This is a genomic window from Cyanobium sp. Copco_Reservoir_LC18, from assembly GCF_009834675.1.
Classification (GTDB): Bacteria; Cyanobacteriota; Cyanobacteriia; order PCC-6307; family Cyanobiaceae; genus Cyanobium; species Cyanobium minutissimum.
The window spans coordinates 358,996-375,408 of the sequence record NZ_ASAC01000012.1 but is presented as its reverse complement, the minus strand read 5'-3'; the positions used below and the strand labels follow the sequence as shown (position 1 = coordinate 375,408).

The 16,413-nt window shown below is 72.6% G+C and carries 17 protein-coding genes; 9 read left to right on the top strand and 8 right to left on the bottom strand.

Annotation, left to right across the window (positions count from 1 at the left end; translation table 11 throughout):
* Positions 1-142 precede the first annotated feature (142 nt).
* The 6 genes from petH to L107_RS07160 all read left to right on the top strand — a co-directional run bounded on the left by petH (position 143) and on the right by L107_RS07160 (position 6,941).
* On the top strand, positions 143-1,330 hold the full coding sequence (gene petH / locus L107_RS07185) for a ferredoxin--NADP reductase (protein WP_159817387.1): 1,188 nt from the start codon (positions 143-145) through the stop codon (positions 1,328-1,330).
* 161 nt (positions 1,331-1,491) lie between these two features.
* Entirely contained in the window at positions 1,492-3,015 is a 1,524-nt protein-coding gene (zwf, locus tag L107_RS07180; RefSeq protein ID WP_159817385.1) for a glucose-6-phosphate dehydrogenase, read from the top strand.
* 70 nt (positions 3,016-3,085) lie between these two features.
* Positions 3,086-4,384: a glucose-6-phosphate dehydrogenase assembly protein OpcA gene (locus tag L107_RS07175; protein WP_159817383.1), complete on the top strand. Its 1,299-nt coding sequence runs from the start codon at positions 3,086-3,088 to the stop codon at positions 4,382-4,384.
* Positions 4,385-4,421: 37 nt separating this feature from the next.
* Positions 4,422-5,909 carry a cobyrinate a,c-diamide synthase gene (locus tag L107_RS07170; protein ID WP_159817381.1) on the top strand — a complete coding sequence of 496 codons (1,488 nt, stop codon included), beginning with the start codon at positions 4,422-4,424 and terminating at the stop codon, positions 5,907-5,909.
* Positions 5,906-6,190 carry an acylphosphatase gene (locus tag L107_RS07165; protein ID WP_159817379.1) on the top strand — a complete coding sequence of 95 codons (285 nt, stop codon included), beginning with the start codon at positions 5,906-5,908 and terminating at the stop codon, positions 6,188-6,190. The genes L107_RS07170 and L107_RS07165 overlap by 4 nt, the downstream gene beginning before the upstream one ends.
* Positions 6,191-6,254: 64 nt before the next feature.
* Positions 6,255-6,941 (top strand): GAP family protein, encoded by a 687-nt coding sequence (locus L107_RS07160; RefSeq protein ID WP_159817377.1) that lies wholly within the window; start codon positions 6,255-6,257, stop codon positions 6,939-6,941.
* Positions 6,942-6,945: 4 nt separating this feature from the next.
* Here the strand turns inward: L107_RS07160 and L107_RS07155 are convergent, their stop codons facing one another.
* The 4 genes from L107_RS07155 to crtE form a co-directional block, all read right to left on the bottom strand.
* Positions 6,946-7,260 (bottom strand): hypothetical protein, encoded by a 315-nt coding sequence (locus L107_RS07155; protein WP_159817375.1) that lies wholly within the window; start codon positions 7,258-7,260, stop codon positions 6,946-6,948.
* A gap of 63 nt (positions 7,261-7,323) precedes the next feature.
* The gene (locus tag L107_RS07150) at positions 7,324-8,826 is read right to left on the bottom strand and encodes an AAA family ATPase (RefSeq protein WP_159817373.1); all 1,503 of its coding nucleotides are present in this window, start codon (positions 8,824-8,826) and stop codon (positions 7,324-7,326) included.
* Entirely contained in the window at positions 8,823-9,368 is a 546-nt protein-coding gene (locus L107_RS07145) for a divergent PAP2 family protein (protein WP_159817371.1), read from the bottom strand. The genes L107_RS07150 and L107_RS07145 overlap by 4 nt, the downstream gene beginning before the upstream one ends.
* Entirely contained in the window at positions 9,365-10,267 is a 903-nt protein-coding gene (crtE, locus tag L107_RS07140) for a geranylgeranyl diphosphate synthase CrtE (RefSeq protein ID WP_201295828.1), read from the bottom strand. Before crtE ends, L107_RS07145 begins: the two co-directional genes overlap by 4 nt.
* A 160-nt stretch (positions 10,268-10,427) precedes the next feature.
* On the opposite strand from crtE, the gene L107_RS07135 reads away from it, so the two are divergent.
* Complete coding sequence (locus L107_RS07135) at positions 10,428-10,610, top strand: hypothetical protein (protein ID WP_236550553.1); 183 nt, start codon at positions 10,428-10,430, stop codon at positions 10,608-10,610.
* A 37-nt stretch (positions 10,611-10,647) separates the two neighbouring features.
* On the opposite strand, the gene folD is transcribed toward L107_RS07135, so the two are convergent.
* Complete coding sequence (gene folD / locus L107_RS07130) at positions 10,648-11,529, bottom strand: bifunctional methylenetetrahydrofolate dehydrogenase/methenyltetrahydrofolate cyclohydrolase FolD (RefSeq protein WP_159817367.1); 882 nt, start codon at positions 11,527-11,529, stop codon at positions 10,648-10,650.
* An 80-nt stretch (positions 11,530-11,609) separates the two neighbouring features.
* On the opposite strand from folD, the gene L107_RS07125 reads away from it, so the two are divergent.
* Positions 11,610-13,700, top strand: a complete 2,091-nt coding sequence (locus L107_RS07125; RefSeq protein WP_159817365.1) for an HDIG domain-containing metalloprotein — start codon at positions 11,610-11,612, stop codon at positions 13,698-13,700.
* Here the strand turns inward: L107_RS07125 and L107_RS07120 are convergent.
* From L107_RS07120 to L107_RS07110, 3 genes are read right to left on the bottom strand one after another with little or no spacing between them, the layout of a single operon-like run.
* Positions 13,690-14,124 carry a CrcB family protein gene (locus L107_RS07120; protein WP_159817363.1) on the bottom strand — a complete coding sequence of 145 codons (435 nt, stop codon included), beginning with the start codon at positions 14,122-14,124 and terminating at the stop codon, positions 13,690-13,692. The genes L107_RS07125 and L107_RS07120 overlap by 11 nt on opposite strands.
* A 9-nt stretch (positions 14,125-14,133) precedes the next feature.
* Positions 14,134-14,505, bottom strand: a complete 372-nt coding sequence (locus L107_RS07115) for a CrcB family protein (RefSeq protein ID WP_201295827.1) — start codon at positions 14,503-14,505, stop codon at positions 14,134-14,136.
* A gap of 13 nt (positions 14,506-14,518) precedes the next feature.
* Entirely contained in the window at positions 14,519-14,794 is a 276-nt protein-coding gene (locus tag L107_RS07110) for a SemiSWEET family sugar transporter (protein WP_015107975.1), read from the bottom strand.
* A 51-nt stretch (positions 14,795-14,845) separates the two neighbouring features.
* On the opposite strand from L107_RS07110, the gene L107_RS07105 reads away from it, so the two are divergent.
* Complete coding sequence (locus tag L107_RS07105) at positions 14,846-16,375, top strand: peptide ligase PGM1-related protein (protein ID WP_159817360.1); 1,530 nt, start codon at positions 14,846-14,848, stop codon at positions 16,373-16,375.
* Positions 16,376-16,413: the final 38 nt, after the last annotated feature.

Sequence of the window (16,413 nt, the reverse complement as noted above, 5' to 3'; positions counted from 1 at the left end):
AGGGTGGCAGCGGTCGGCACCGGGAATGGTGCGACGGAACACAAACTAACCGGTGTGTCCGGATTCCGGTCAACGAATCCGCACCGAGGGGGCGTGGGGCGAGTTCTCTATGATCGGGCCGATTTTCGGCTCCGACGCCCGCATGCGTGTTTCCACCGGCAAGGCCACCCAGTCCGACGGCCGCATGTTCACGGTTGTGGTCGAAGGCTTCGGCGTCGGACTGCAGCGCCGGGCCGAGCGCCGGATCACCGTGCCCTTTCCCCAGCTGCAGCGTCTGATGCAGACCATCGCCCAGCAGGGCGGTCGCATCAAGGCTGTCCAGGCCGAGGACGTCCCCGCGGGCTCCCCCTCCCCGGCCCCCTCCGAGGCGGCGCCCTCTGACGCTGGCGTCTCCGACGCCCCGGCCGCCACCCCCACCCCCGCCAGAAAAGCCCCCGTGAGCCACGCCGACGTCCCGGTCAACCTCTACAAGCCGAAGGATCCGTTCATCGGCACCGTCACCGGCAACTACAGCCTCCTGGCCGAAGGGGCCATCGGCCGGGTGAATCACATCACCTTCGACCTCTCGGAAGGCAACCTCCACTACGTCGAGGGCCAGAGCATCGGCATCATTCCCGATGGCGAGGACGCCAACGGCAAGCCCCACAAGCTGCGTCTGTACTCGATCGCCAGCACCCGCCACGGCGACAACTGCGAGGGCGGCACGGTTTCCCTCTGCGTCCGCCAGCTCCAGTACGAGAAGGACGGCACCACCATCAACGGCGTCTGCTCCACCTTCCTGTGCGACATCGAGCCCGGCGCCAAGGTGAAGATCACCGGCCCGGTGGGCAAGGAGATGCTCCTGCCCCCCGATGAGGACGCCAACATCATCATGCTGGCCACCGGCACCGGCATCGCTCCGATGCGCGCCTACCTGCGCCGCATGTTCGAGCCGGGCGAGCGCGCCAAGAACCCCGAGTACCAGTTCCGCGGCAAGGCCTGGCTGATCATGGGGGTTCCCAAGACCCCCAACCTCCTCTACGAGGACGACTTCCAGCGCTATCTGGCCGAATACCCGGAGAACTTCCGCTACACCAAGGCCATCAGCCGCGAGCAGCAGAACCCCAGCGGCGGCCGGATGTACATCCAGGACCGCGTCACCGAGCACGCCGATGAGATCTTCTCCCTGATCGAAGACGCCAAGACCCACGTCTACATGTGCGGTCTGCGCGGCATGGAGCCCGGCATCGACGAGGCCATGACCGCCGCCGCCGCCGCCAAGGGCCTCGACTGGAGCGAACTGCGGCCCCAGCTCAAGAAGGCCGACCGCTGGCACGTGGAGACCTACTGAATCCCACGCCCCCCAGGGGCCGTCGACCCAGGGCCCGCCACCGGCGGGCCTTTTTGATGGGGGACGATCCGAGAATGCACACACCGGCAGGGTCCCTGTGGCGGCGATGCAGCGGGAGGCCTGCGCCGCCGTTAAACCAGGGGTGACCGGACGCCCTCCCCATGACCGCCATCCTCACCAACCCGCTGCGGGTGGGCCTGCGCCAGGAGCGGGTGATCTCGCCCCAGTGCATCGTCATCTTCGGGGCCAGCGGTGATCTCACCCACCGCAAGCTGATCCCGGCGCTGTTCGAGCTGTTCCGCCAGCGACGACTTCCCAGCGAGTTCGCCGTGCTCGGCTGCGCCCGAAGGCCCTGGAGCGATGAGGAGTTCCGCCAAAAGATGGGCGCCGCCCTGGCCGATGAGATCGCGTCCCATCGCACCGCCTGGGAGCAGTTCGCCCAGGGGCTCTTCTACGAGCCGGTCGACCTGCAGCAGAGCGACCATCTGGTGCGTCTCGGCCAGCGGCTGGAGAGCATCGACCGGCTGCGGGCCACCCGGGGCAACCGCACCTTCTACCTCTCGGTCTCGCCGGAGTTCTACGGCAGCGGCTGCCGCGCCCTGGCCGGTGCCGGCCTGCTGGCCGATGCCGAGCGCAGCCGGGTGGTGATCGAGAAGCCCTTCGGCCGCGATTACGCCAGCGCCCAGGCCCTCAACAAGGTGGTGCAGGCCTGTGCCAAGGAAAGCCAGGTGTTCCGCATCGACCATTACCTGGGCAAGGAAACGGTCCAGAACATCCTGGTGCTGCGCTTCGCCAACACGATCTTCGAGCCGATCTGGAACCGCAACTACATCTCCAGCGTCCAGATCACCGCGGCCGAAACCGTGGGCGTGGAGGAGCGGGCCGGCTACTACGAGTCGTCCGGCGCCCTCCGGGACATGGTGCAGAACCACCTCACCCAGATCCTGGCCCTCACCGCCATGGAGGCCCCGGGACGCTTCGATCCGGAGGCCATCCGCAACGAGAAGGCCAAGGTGCTGCAGTCGGCCAGCCTGGCCAACGAGGAGGAGCCCTGGAAGTGCTGCGTGCGGGGCCAGTACGCCGCCGGCGGCAGCATGGCCCGGCCCCTGCCGGGCTACCGCCAGGAGCCGGGGGTGAACGCCAACAGCACCACGGAAACCTATGTGGCCATGAAGGTGGCCATCAACAACTGGCGCTGGCAGGGGGTGCCCTTCTACCTGCGCACCGGCAAGCGGCTGCCGAAGCGCCTCAGCGAGGTGGTGCTCACCTTCCGGGAGGCCCCGGTGCACCTGTTCGACGCCGCCGGTGGCGCCCCCACCCCCAACCAGCTGATCCTGCGCATCCAGCCCGACGAGGGCGCCGAGTTCAAGTTCGAGGTCAAGGCCCCCGGCTCCGGCATGCGCAGCCGCCCCGTCGACATGGCCTTCAGCTACGACGAATCCTTCGGCGAGCCCTCCGACGAGGGCTACGTGCGGCTGCTCGCCGACGCCATGCTCGGTGATCCCACCCTGTTCACCCGCAGTGACGAGGTGGAGGCGGCCTGGCGGCTGTACACGCCGCTGCTGGCCCTGATCGAGGAATCCCCCTGGCAGCTGCCGGTCCAGCCCTACGAGGCCCGCACCTGGGGGCCCGCCGCCGCCGATGGCCTCCTGGCCAGGGACGGTCTGATCTGGCGGCGTCCCTGACGCCCGGCCCCGGGCCCCCGCGCCCCCTTCCCCTTCCGCAGCCCCGCGATCCCCGCCCCCTTCCGCGCCCATGGCTCCCCAGCTCACCCTCCAGGCCCCCCTCGACCTGCCGCCCGAGGAGGTCAACCCCTACCTGCACCGCCTCTGGACCCACGATCTGGAGGGCTCCACCGGCGCCGCCACCTTCACCCTGGTGGTGTGGGAGCCGTCCTGGCTGGAGCAGCAGATGGTGCGCATCGGCCGGGTCGACGGCCCGATCACCGGCCTGCTGAGAACGGAGCTGCTGGAGGCGGCCCGCCAGGCCGTGCCGGAAACCGGCCTGCCCTACAGCACCGCACCGATGGATCCCCGCCTGGCCTGGGCCATCGGCCAGAAGGAGGGGAACCACCGCAGCGAAGACCTGCGCGGCCAGTTCGTCGAGAGCGCCATCAGCGCCCACATGCCCCGGCGCCTGATCACCCTGGCCCCCACCCTGGATCCGGGCCATCCGCTCGAGACCCTGGTGGCGGCCTACTGCCCGCTGCCGGAGGAGGGGGGCGCCGGTGCCGCCTGCGGCGACGTGGTGGTGCTGCGCGGCGGCATGGGCGCCCTGAAGCAGAGCCTCGATCTGATCGGCTCCCTGGTGGACGACACGCTGCCCTGCTGGGTGTGGTGGAACAGCAGCCTGGATGAGCCCTCCGAGATGCTCGAGGCCCTGGCGCCGGTGCCGCGGCGGCTGGTGATCGACAGCTCCCTCGGTGAGCCGCGCCGCTGCCTTGACCTGATGCTGGCCCGGATCAACGCCGGCCAGGCCGTCAACGACCTCAACTGGCTGAGGCTGCGCACCTGGCGTGAATCCCTGGCCATGGTGTTCGACCCCCCGTCCCGCCGCGATGCCCTCGGTCACGTGGTGCAGCTCGACATCGACGTGGAGGGGGACCACCCGGTGAAGGGGCTGCTGCTGGCCGCCTGGATCGCCGACCGCCTCGGCTGGCACCTGATCACCAGCTACGCGGTGGAGGTGGACGGGCCGGGCCCGGGGATCACGGCGGAGTTCGAGCGCACCGACGGGGTGGCGGTCCAGTTCACCCTGATGCCGGTGCCCATGGGCGCACCCAAGACCCACCCCGGCGCCATCGTCGGTATGCGGCTGATCTGCGAACCCCAGCAGCGGCCGCCCCTGTGCGTGATTCTCTGCTCCGAGTCCGGCGGCTGCATGCGGCTGGAGTCCGGTGGCATGGCCAGTATGGAACTGGCGGAGGGGGTGGTGCCCCTGCCGGAAGAAAGCGAGGAGATGGAGATGGCCCGCCTGCTCTCGGGCGGCCACGACTCCACCTCGCCGCTGCTGGCGGCCGCCGCGCCGCTGGCGGCGAGCCTGCTGCCAGGCTGAGGCACCTCCCGCCGGAGCGGCCGATGCCGCCGATCGCATGAGCTGCCTGATCGCGGCCCCCTGCAGCGGCAGCGGCAAGACCCTGCTGAGCCTCAGCCTGGCCGCCGTGGCCCGGGCACGGGGGGAGACCCTCCAGCCCTTCAAGGTGGGGCCTGACTACCTCGACCCCCAGCTGCTGGGGGCGGTGGCGGGCCGGCCCTGCCGCAACATCGACCCCCTGCTCTGCGGCGAGGAGTGGGTGCGGCGCTGCTACCGCTGGCACGGCGGCCGGGCCGGACGGGTGCTGGTGGAAGGGGTCATGGGCCTGTTCGACGGCCGCGGGTCCGGCAGTGAGGGCAGCTCCGCCGCCGTGGCCGCCCTGCTGGGGCTGCCGGTGGTGCTGGTGGTGGAGGCGTCGCGCCAGGCCGGCAGCCTGGCGGCCCTGGTGCGCGGCTTCCGTGACCACGGCCCGCCCCGGGTGACCCTGGCCGGGGTGGTGCTGAACCGGGTCGGCAGCGAACGGCACCGGCTGCTCCTGGCCGAGGCCCTGGCCGCCATCGAGGTGCCCCTGCTGGGGGTGCTGCCCAGCCACCCCAGCCTGGAGCTGCCCTCCCGACACCTGGGTCTGCTCACCCCCGGGGAGCTGGGGGATCTGGGCGACCGCCAGCGGATCTGGGCCGCCCTGGCCGAGGAGCATCTCGACCTGGCGCGGCTGTGGCCGCTGCTGGCGCCGCCGGCGCCGGCGCCGGAACGGCGTGATCCGATCCGCTGGTGCCTCGACCAGCTCCCGCCGCAGCCGGCCGCCGGCGGGGCTGGGGCGGGATCCGCCCCGGGGCAGGGAGCCGGCGGCGCCGCCCCCCCCCTGCCGGTGGCGATCGCCGGCGATGCGGCCTTCCACTTCCGCTACCCGGAAGCCCAGGAACTGCTCCAGGCCTGCGGCCTCAACCCCGTGCCCTGGAGCCCCCTGGCCGACGATCCCCTCCCCCCGGACTGCCGGGCGGTGCTGTTGCCCGGTGGCTACCCGGAGCTCCATGCCGCCCGGCTGGCGGCCAGCCGCCGCAGTCTCGGATCCCTCCGGGCCGCCGCCCGGGCCGGCCTGCCGATCGTGGCCGAATGCGGCGGTCTGCTGCTGCTGGGCCGGGAGCTGGAGGACCCGGACGGCCTGCCCCACCCCATGGCCGGCCTGCTCCCCTTCCGTGCCCGCCGGGGGCCCCTCAGCCTCGGCTACCGGCAGGCGGTGCCGATGGAGGACGGGCTGCTGGTGCGGCGCGGTGAATCCCTCTGCGGCCATGAGTTCCACCGCTGGCAGCTGCTGGTCCAGCCCTCCGGCGGCGACGTGTTGGCAGAGGCCCAGAGCCTGTGGCAACTTGAAGGATGGGGAACACCCGGGAGGATCGAAGGATGGAGCGCGCCGACCGTTCACGCCACCTGGCTGCACCTCCACTGGGCTGGATGCCCGGCGATTCCCTCGAGACTGGCCAGATCCGCCGCCAGCGCCGCGCCGCTGCCGAGGAACGCCGTTTCCTGCAACCCAGTCTCCGGGTGACGGCTCCGCCCCAGGAGCGCTGGCGCATGAGCGTCCGCGGGCTGGTGCAGGGGGTGGGGTACCGGATGGGCTGTCGCCAGAAGGCCATCGACCTGGGCCTCAGCGGCTGGGTGCGCAACCGTCCCGACGGTTCGGTGGAGGTGGAGGCCGAGGGTCTGCCGGACCGCCTGGTGGAACTGCGGCTCTGGTGCGAGAAGGGTCCCCAGGGGGCCCAGGTCAGTGGCGTCACCAGCGGCCAGGTGGCCGTGGCGGGCACCGACTGGTTCGAGATCCGCCCCTGAGCGCCGGCCGTCGCCGGCCCGTCGCGTCACGGCACCGGACAATGGGGCGTCACGGACCGCAGCGATGCCGACCCCCAGCCTCTGGAGCGAACTGTTCGGATTCGGCCTGGCAATCAGCTTCAGTCCGCTGCACATCGGCCTGCTGCTGCTGATCCTGCTGGGCCCCAGCCCGTTGCGCCGGGGCAGCTGGTTCGTGTTCGGCTGGCTGCTCACCTCCGCGGCGGCCATCGCCCTGCTGCTGAGTGTCGGCCACGGCCTGCTGCTCACCATGGAGCGGGGCACCGACCAGCGCACCGGCCTCGACCTGCTGGGGGCGGGCGGACTGCTGGCCCTGGGCCTCAACGGCCTGCTGAGCAGCCGCCAGGGCGGCGGCCCCCCCGGCTGGACCCGCCGGCTGGATGGCTTCTGCGCCCTGCCCCTGCCGCTCCTGCTCGGCCTCAGCGCCGCCGTGCAGGTGTCGAGCCCGGACGACCTGTTCCTTTACGCCCGCACCGCCGCCAGCCTGCTGGAGGCCGGGCTGAGCCGGCCCCGGGAGGTGCTGACCACGGTGGTCTTCAGCCTGTTCTCCGGCACCCTGCTGCTGCTCCCGCTGGCGGGGCTGGTGCTGGTGGGGCAGGAGCGGCTGCTGCCGGTGCTCCAGGCCGGCAAGCTCTGGCTGTTCGAGAACGCCGAGCTGATCGTGGCGGCCATCTGCTTCGGCCTGGCCGCCTATCTGGGCTGGCAGGGCATCGAAGGCCTGCGGGCGGGGTGAGGGCTCAGGGGGCCGTCGGTGGTTCCTCGGCCTCCAGGATCCGGCCCAGATACTTGGGGTCGTGCAGGGTGCCGTGGTGGGAGAGGGGCAGCACGCGCTCCTTCGGCAGGCCGGGCAGGGGCTGGCGGGAGCGGAGCATCAGCCAGCGCCGCACCAGGACCACCACGCCCACCAGGGCCGCGGTGATCCCCAGGGCCCCCACGTCGGTCAGCAGCTCACCTCCGCCCGATCCGCCGTGGCTGCCGGCGTCGGCCGGCTGGGCCTCCGGCGCCGGGGTGGTGCCGATCCACTGGAAGACTCCGGCCTGGGGAGTGGCCATGCCGAAAGGTGCGGACAGGGGACGGGATTCCAGCACGAATCGGACGTCCACCACGCATCGCCGTCAAGAGGGTAACGGGTCGGGGCTTTGTTGTGCATCCCCGTTGCCGCTGCTGCCGGCGGCGTCGCGGGTGTCGCGCAGCCAGCGGTCCCAGTGCCCCCGATCGCCGGCGTCCGCGGCCGCCGCCATCAGGGTCACGGCCTGGCTGGCCCGGCTCACCGCCACGTAGACCAACCGCTGGCGCAGGGCGAGGTCGCGGGGCCAGAAGACGTCCTCGTCGATGAACACCTCGCCGAAGGTGCTGCCCTGGCTGCGGTGGACAGTGAGCACGGCCGCCGGCCCGAGGGAGGCGAAGGCGTCGCGCACCAGGAAGAAGCGGCGCCAGAGGGCCTTGCCGTCCTTCTGGCCCGCCTCCCGGGCCTGCAGCCGCAGCCGCTCCAGCACCCCGTCCAGGGCGGCCCGCGCGGCGCTGCCGATCGGCGGCAGCAGGCGCAGGTTGAGCTGGGCCTCCCCCGATTCCACGGTGGCGTTGAGGGTGTCGATCACCGCCGCGCCGTGGGCGGCGTCGACGCCGAACTCGGCCAGATCGCAGCGGTCGGGTCGCACGTCCCGCACCACCAGCTCCCGGTTGCTGCCCAGCAGCAGGTCCGGCTCCTCGGCGGCGGCGTCCCCCTCGCGGCAGGCCGGCGCCATCACGGCCGTGCGGGTGATGAGCACCTCGCCGGGCAGCACCGGCAGCTGGTCGGCCATGGCGCCGTGCAGGGCGCGACGGGCGATCGGCACCAGCCGCTCCAGGGAGCGGTTCGTGTAGCAGAGGATCCGCGCCAGGTCGGGATCGTCGGCTTCGGCGCTGCGGCGCAGGCCTTCCTGGGCGGCCGCCAGCCAGTCGCTCCGCCCCAGCAGCGACACCCGGCCTTCGGTGGTGCGCACCGGATCCAGCAGCGGCGGCCGCCGGCAGGGCAGGGCCCCCTCCCGCAGGCCGCCGGCCAGCCGCAGCACCGGGCCCCCGTGGCGGACCACGTGGGTCAGGGCCACCCGCCGCGCCCGCCCCAGGGCGAACACCGGACTGCGCTCCTCCCCCACCGGCGGCAGCTGGGCCGGATCCCCCACGAACACCAGCCGGGTGCGGTAGGCCTGGGCGCAGCGCAGGGTGATCTCCAGCAGGCCGCCATCCACCATGGAGGCCTCATCGACCAGCACCAGCCCGAGGTTTTCCAGCGCCAGGGCGGTCTGCAGGGTCTCCTCGCAGCGCTCCCGGTCCCCCTGGCGCTTCAGCTTCAGCCGCAGCAGCCGGTGGATCGTGGAGGGGTACCAGGTGGGGTGCAGACCCGCCAGGGCGAGGTGGTGGCGCAGCACCCCCACCGCCTTGTGGGTGGGGGCGACGACGGTCCAGCAGAGGCCGGCCCGCTCCGCCTGGGCCAGGAACCGCATCGACAGGAAGGTCTTGCCGGTGCCCGCGTAGCCCTCCAGCACGAACGGCACCCCGTCGGCCGGGGCCTCCAGCCAGGCGGCGAAGGCCGCCGCCGCCTGCTGCTGGTCGTCGCTCAGGCCGGTGTGATCGGTCACCCCAGCGGCAGCCAGCCGGCGCCCTGGGCGATCTGCAGGGGCGAGCCCAGCAGGGCCAGGCCCGGCAGCGCCACCAGGGGCCCGATCAGGCTGCCGACCAGCACCTCGGCGCGGGTGTGGCCGAGGTTCTCCTTCAGGGGGCGCAGCACCGGCTCCGCCGCCGGAGGCCTGTCCTGGGGATGGGTGTCCCAGAGACCGTCGGGGAGCCCGTTGACCCGCTCGGCCGTCAGTCCGGCGGCCCGCCGCACGCCGCTGGCGTCGTAGAGGACGATGAAGCAGAGCACGGCCGCCAGGGCGAACAGGGGGTCGGCGAATCCCAGTTCCCAGCCCAGGCCCGCGGCCGTGCCCGTCATCAGGGAGGAGTGGCTCGACGGCATGCCGCCCGTCTCGACCAGCACCGCCGGCCGCCAGCGGCGGTGCACCACCAGCTCGATCAGCAGCTTGGAGAGCTGGGCCACGCCGCAGGCGGCCAGGCCCCAGGCGAGCACGCCGTTGGCCAGCAGCCCGCCGAGGGCATCGAAGGCGCCGATGGCCCCGCTCATCGGTCGCGACTGGTGATGTAGTCGGCCAGGGCCAGCAGGGGCGCGGCCTTGGCGCTCCAGGGCTCCAGCACCGCCTTGGCTTCACCCACCAGGGCATCGGCGCGCCGGCGGGATTCCTCCAGGCCCAGCAGCTTGGGGTAGGTGGTCTTGTCGGCGGCCAGGTCCTTGCCCGCCGTCTTGCCCAGCACGTCGCTGCTGGCGGTGACGTCAAGGATGTCGTCGATGATCTGGAAGGCCAGGCCGATGCCGCGGGCGTAGGTGCGCAGGGCCGCCAGCAGCTCCTCGGAGGCTCCGGCGATCAGGGCCCCGGAGATCACGCAGGCGCGCAGCAGGGCGCCGGTCTTGTGGAGGTGGATGTACTCGAGGGTGTCGAGATCCACCTGGCGGGCCTCGCACTCCAGATCCACCACCTGGCCGCCCACCAGGCCGGGGGCGCCGGAGGCCAGGGACAGCTCGCCCACCACCTGCAGCAGCCGCTCGGGGGGAACCCCCGGACTGCGCAGGGCCACCATCTCGAAGGCGCGGGTCAGCAGGGCATCGCCGGCCAGGATGGCCTTGGCTTCGCCGTAGACCTTGTGGTTGGTGGGCCGGCCGCGGCGCAGGTCGTCGTTATCCATGGCGGGCAGGTCGTCATGGATGAGCGACATGGTGTGGATCATCTCCATCGCCACCGCCGTGGGCATGGCCAGATCGGCGTCGCCGCCCGCCAGCTCGCAGGCCGCCAGGGTGAGGATCGGCCGCAGGCGCTTACCGCCCGCCAGCAGGGAGTAGCGCATCGCCTCCCGCAGCGACTCGGGCCGCTCCGGACCGAGGGCACTCTCCAGGGCGGCCTCCACGCGCCAGCGGGCCGCCTCCAGGTAGGCGGTGAAGTCGAAGGCCGTGCTCACCGCCGGGGTCATGGGGTCCTGAGGGTTGGCGCGGATTCTCTCAGGCCACGGGCCGGTCGCCGCCACCTTGATGTTCTGACACGATACGGACTCTCCGGTGAAGCCCGGTGAAGGACGGCGGTCCGGGAACCCCGGGGCCGCCATGCTCGCAGCAGTGACGACGCCGCAGGCGATGCAGGCCCCCCTGGACAGCGAGCCGGACCTGGTGCCCCTGATCGGCGGCTGCCTCTCCGCTGTCCTGCTGGCCGGTCTGCTGCTGGCGGCGGGTCTGGTCCGGATCGGGGTGGGTGTTCCCCTGCTGGTGGGGAATGGCGAGCCCCACGACACCGCCCGCACCACGGCGTCCCGGCCCTGACCGCGCCAGCCCCCGGCGTGGGCCCAGGGGGGCAGGCTCAGGGGCGCAGATCCGACAGCGCCCCCGTGTCGAGCCCGTGGCGCTCGCACCAGGCCAGCACGGTGTTGACCAGCAGCATCGCCACCGTCATCGGCCCCACCCCTCCGGGCACCGGCGTGATCGCCGCCGCCAGCGGCTCGACCGTTTCGTAGTTCACATCACCGCAGAGCCGGCCCTCCAGCCGGTGGATGCCCACATCCACCACCACCGCCCCCGGTCGGACGTGCTGGGCGCCGATCAGCCTGGGGCGGCCGGCCGCCACCACCAGGATCTCGGCCTCCTGGGTCACCTCGGCCAGGTGATGGGTGCGCGAGTGGGCCATGGTGACGGTGGCATCGGCGGCCTGGAGCATCAGGGCCATCGGCTTGCCCACCAAAATGCTGCGGCCCACCACCACGGCCCGGGCGCCGGCGATCGGCACGGCGGCAGTCCTGAGCAGGGCCATCACGCCGGCCGGCGTGCAGCTGCGCGGCCCCCGCTCCCCCTTGAGCAGGCGCCCCAGGTTGAGGGTATGCAGCCCATCGGCGTCCTTGTCCGGGTCGATCGCCGCCAGCAGCGGCCCCTCGTCCAGGCCCTGCGGCAGGGGCAGCTGCAGCAGGATGCCGTCGACCGTCGGGTCGGCATTGAGGCGCCCGATCAGGGCCAGCACCTCCTCGGCCGGGGTGTCCGCCGCCAGATGGCCGCCATGGCTGTGGATGCCGACCCGGCGGCAGGCCTTCTCCTTGTTGGCCACGTAGACGCCGCTGGCGGGGTCATCCCCCACCCGCAGCACCGCCAGACCGGGGGGCCGTCCCGCCACCGCCAGGCCATCGGTGATCACGGCGTTCAGCCGTTCTTCGATCGCCGCCGCCAGTCGCCTGCCATCGAGAAGGGTGGCCATGGGGGGGAAGCGTTGCCGGACCCCAGCATGCACCGACACCCTGCGAAAAGGGTGCCGCATCCGTTGGCTAGCCTGGACCGATGAGATTCGGGCTGCGGCGGATCAGGGGACTGTGGCGCCACTTGCTGCGGCTCGAGCGTCCCCGCCAGGCCCTGGTGGCCTGGCGCCCCGGGGGCGGTCTGCTCGTGCTGCTGCTCTGCCTGCTGGTGGCCCTGCTCTCCAGCTGGCCCTGGCTGGTGGAGCCCAACCTGCGTCCCGGCATGCCGGCGCCCTTCACGGCCCGCGCCCCCACCGATGCGACGGTGATCGACAGCACCGACCTGGAGCAGCGCCGCAGCCAGATGCTGCCCCGCAGCCAGATCCAGGTGGTCGACCCCCAGGCCAGTGAAGCCCTGGTGCAGCAGCTGGAGCTGCGGCTGCAGCGGGTGCGCCAGACGGTCGCCGACGACCAGCCCCGGCCCGATTCCCTCAATCTCACCGAGGAAGAGCGCCGCTGGCTGACGGGGCTGACTCCCCCGGAGCTGATGCGCTGGAAGGTGTCCCTGCGACGGGCCCAGCAGCGGATGCTCAGCCAGGGCGTCGTCGCCAGCCTGTCCGAGGGCCAGCTGCTCACGGCCGCGGAGCTCCAGCTGCAGGACCTCTCGCCCCCCGCCCGCAGCCTGGGCAGCCGCCTGCTGGCCGCCAGCCTGCAGGGCCGCACCAACCTCCGCAGCGACAGCTTTCTCAGCCAGCGCCGCATCGAGGACCTGCTCACCCGCCAGGGGCTGCCCACGATCCGGGTGCGCAGGAACGACCTGATCACCCAGCAGGGGGAACCGATCAGCCCCCAGGCCTTCGATGTGCTGGAGCACTTCGATCTGGTCAACCATCGGCCCCGGCCCGTGGCCTGGCTGGGCCGTTTCAGTGAGGCCCTCGCCGCCTGCGGGGTGATGCTGCTGGTGATGCGCCGCTGGCGCGCCAGCCTGGAGCCGCGCCAGGCGCTGCTGACCCTGGCGATGCTGGTGCTGGTGCAGGGGTGCAAGCTCTGGCTCGGCAGCCAGGTCAGCCCCCTGGCCCTGTTGGTTCCCCCCACCCTGCTGCTCTCCCAGGGGCTGGGCACGGCCGCCGGCCTGGCCTGGCTGGCCGTGGCCGCCATGCTGTGGCCGGTCCCCGTCGAGGGCCTGCTGGTGCCCCAGCTGGGGGTGGCGGCGGTGGTGGCCGCCGTTGCGGCGGTGCTCGCGGGGCGGCAGCGCAACCGGGCCCAGCTGCTGCAGCTGGCCCTGCTCCTGCCCGTGGGCGCCGTGCTGCTGCAGTGGCTGCTGATCCACCTGTTCCATCTGCACAGCCTCGAGACCTCCCCGGGGCCGTTCAGCGGCACGGATCTGCTGCAGGAGGCCCTGCTGGTGGCGGGACTGCTGATGGCGGGACTGCTGCTGGCACCGCTGGTGGAAAGCTTCTTCGGCCTGCTCACCCGGGCCCGGCTGATGGAGCTGGCCGACCTGGAGCGGCCGCTGCTGCGACGCCTTTCGATGGAGGCCCCGGGCACCTTCGAGCACACCCTGATGATCTGCGGCCTGGCCGAGGAGGGGGCCCGCGTCATCCAGGCCGACGTGGACCTGATCCGCACCGGTGCCCTCTACCACGACGTCGGCAAGCTGCACGGCCCCCAGTGGTTCATCGAGAACCAGGAGCAGGGGGCCAACCCCCACGACGAACTGGACGATCCCTTCGCCAGCGCCGCCATCCTCCAGGCCCATGTGGACGAAGGGCTGAAGCTGGCCCGCCGCTACCGGCTGCCCCGCCCCCTGGCCGATTTCATCCCCGAGCATCAGGGCCGGCTGAAGATGGGCTACTTCCTCCACCAGGCCAAGGAACGGGACCCTTCGGTCCGGGAGGAGCAGTTCCGGTACCGCGGTCCGGCGCCCCGCAGCCGCGAGACGGCGATCCTGATGCTGGCCGACGGTTGCGAGGCCGCCCTGCGCTCCCTGCCCCCGGGGACCACCGAGGCTGAGGCCCGGGCCATGGTCCGGCGGCTGGTGGAGGCCCGCCAGAACGACGGCCAGCTCGACGGCAGCGGCATCTCCCGGGCGGAGCTGGAGCTGGTGATCCGCGCCTTCGTGCGGGTCTGGAAGCGTATGCGCCACCGGCGCATTCCCTATCCCATCCCCCCCCGCAAGGCCTTCAGCGCCTGAGCCGGAACCGCCCCAGCCAGCGGCCCACCGCCAGCCCCAGCGTCACCGCCGCCAGGCCCCCCAGCAGGCTGACCAGCACCACCGCCAGCGCCCCATCGGGGCGTCCGCGCCGCAGCGCCAGGCTGATCTCCAGCATCCAGCTGCTGAAGGTGGTGAGCGAGCCGCAGAAGCCGATGGCGCCGAGCAGCAGCAGCCGGGGCCGGGGGGGGCGCTGGGCGGCGATCACCCCGATCAGGAAGGTGCCGACCAGGTTGGCCACCAGGTCGGCCTCGATCAGCCCGCTGGGGAGACCCTCCCAGCCCTTGCCCAGGTCCTCCAGGCGCCAGCGCAGCAGGGCACCGGGCACCGCGCCGGCCGCCACCAGCAGCAGGTCGCGGGCTTCCCGGCGCAGGCTGGGGGGACGGTCGTAGGGGGATGGCGCCATGGTTCCTCCCTAGCTGCCGCCGATGGCCAGCCCGGCCGCCACGGCCAGCAGGCCCCCCAGCACCGAGCCGCCGCAGAGCAGGACGGCCTCGCGGCGCTGGTGGCGGTGCAGGGTCTCGTGCAGCTCGGCGATCCAGGTGGAGAAGGTGCTGAAGCTGCCCAGAAAGCCCGTGCCCAGCAGCAGCAGGGTGCGACCGGCGGCCCCGCCGCAGCTGGCCTCCAGGCTCACCAGCAGGCCGATGGCGAAGCAGGCGATCAGGTTCACCCCGAAGGTGCCCCAGTGCTTGCGGGGCAGCATCGGCTCGAAGTGGTTGACCACCCGGAAGCGCAGCCAGGCCCCCGGCACCGCGCCGATGGCGACGAACAGGGCGTCGTTGTCCATGGGACCGGCCACCTCAGCGCCTCCCCTCCAGAAGGGCCCGCAGCTTGCGTTCCAGCACCACCGACGCCGGCACCAGCGTGATCAGGTTGGCGGCGATCACCGGACCGTCGGCCCGCAGCAGGCCGTAGACGGCCCAGGCCAGCACCCCCAGCGTGAACAGGCCGTACATCCGCAGCGAGATGGCGCTGGTGTCGCCGCTGCGGACGGTCTTCAGCGCCTGGGGGAACAGGCTGAGGGTGGTGAGTGAGGCGGCGCCATACCCGAGGGCACTCACCGTGAACGACTCCATTGGCGCTGGCCGCTGTGGTGGTCAGCATGACGACATTCCGCCCATCCGGCCATGGCCCTGAGCTTCCGCGAACTGCAGCAGGGGCTGCAGGCCCCGTGGGGCCGGGAGCATGGCGACGCCGGCGGCGGGGCGGGCGCGGATTTCGATCTGCTGATGCTGCCTTCGCTCACCATGGATCCCTCCCAGCTGGCCCTGGTGACGGGGGCCCACCACTACGAGGAGCGCCAGCTGTTCTCCCTGATGCGGCTGCGCAATCCGGGCGTGCAGGTGGTCTACGTGACCAGCAAGCTGCTGCCCGAGCTGGTGGTGGACGCGGTGCTCGAGCTGATGCCGGGGGTGCCCACCTCCCATGCCCGCCGCCGGCTGCACCTGTTCGACACCGACGACGGCTCCGCCCGGCCCCTGACCCAGAAGCTGCTGGAGCGGCCGGCCCTGCTCGGCCGGATCCGGGAGCGGCTGCGTCCAGGCCGCAGTTTCATCATCTGCTACGTGGTGACCGAGCTGGAGAAGACCCTCTCCGAGCGCCTGCAGGTGCCCCTGCTGGGCACCGATCCGGCCCTGGGCTACTGGGGCACCAAGGCGGGCAGCCGGGAGCTGTTCGCCCGCTGCGGCGTGCCCCACCCCCCGGGCACCGGGCTGGCCCACGGCCTCGATGCGCTGGCCGAAGCGGTGGCCGACCTGTGGGAGAGCGACCCAGGGCTGGGCGGCTGTGTGATCAAGCTGAACGAGGGCTTCAGCGGCGAGGGCAATGCCCGCCTCGACTTCACGCCCCTGGCGCTGGCCGGGCTGGCCCGGAGCGAGCGGGTCGGGCGGATCCGGCGGGCCCTCGAGGCCCTGCCGATGCCGGCGGCCGGCTGGACGGAGCTGCTGGCCGGCCAGGGGGCCCTGGCCGAGGCCTGGCTGGAGGGCGGTGACGCCCTGCGCTCCCCGAGCGTGCAGGGCACGATCCACCCGGGCGGGATGGTGGAGGTGCTCTCCACCCACGAGCAGATCCTCGGCGGCGCCGGAGGCCAGACCTACCTGGGCTGCTGCTTCCCCGCCGCCGAGCCCTACCGGGTGGCGCTGATGGAGCACGGCCTGGCCGTGGGCCGGGCCCTCGCCGCCGAAGGGGCCCTCGAGCGCTTCGGCGTCGACTTCATCGCCCGCCGCTTCGGCGAACGCTGGGATCTGCAGGCCATCGAGGTCAACCTGCGCCAGGGGGGCACCACCCATCCCTTCATGGCCCTGCGGGCGATCACCGCCGGCAGCCTCGACCCCGCCACCGGTTGCTTCCTCTCCCCCACCGGCCAGCCGCTGCACTACCGCGCCACCGACAACCTCAGCGACCCCCGCCTGCGGGGGCTCATGCCCCTCGACCTGATCGACATCGTGGCCGAGGCCGGCCTCCACTACGACCCCGCCCGCCTGCAGGGCAGCGTCTTTCACCTGCTGGGCTGCCTCTCGGAGTTCGGCAAGCTGGGCATGACCTGCATCGGCCGCGATCCGGAGCAGGCGAGCGCCGTCTACCGCTCCACCGTGGCCGAGCTGCTGGCGGGGGCCTGCGCCCGCAGCGGCGCCGGCCTTCCGGTGGCCGGCGGCTGACGCCCAGGGCCGCTCAGGGCAGGATGGGTCAGCACAGG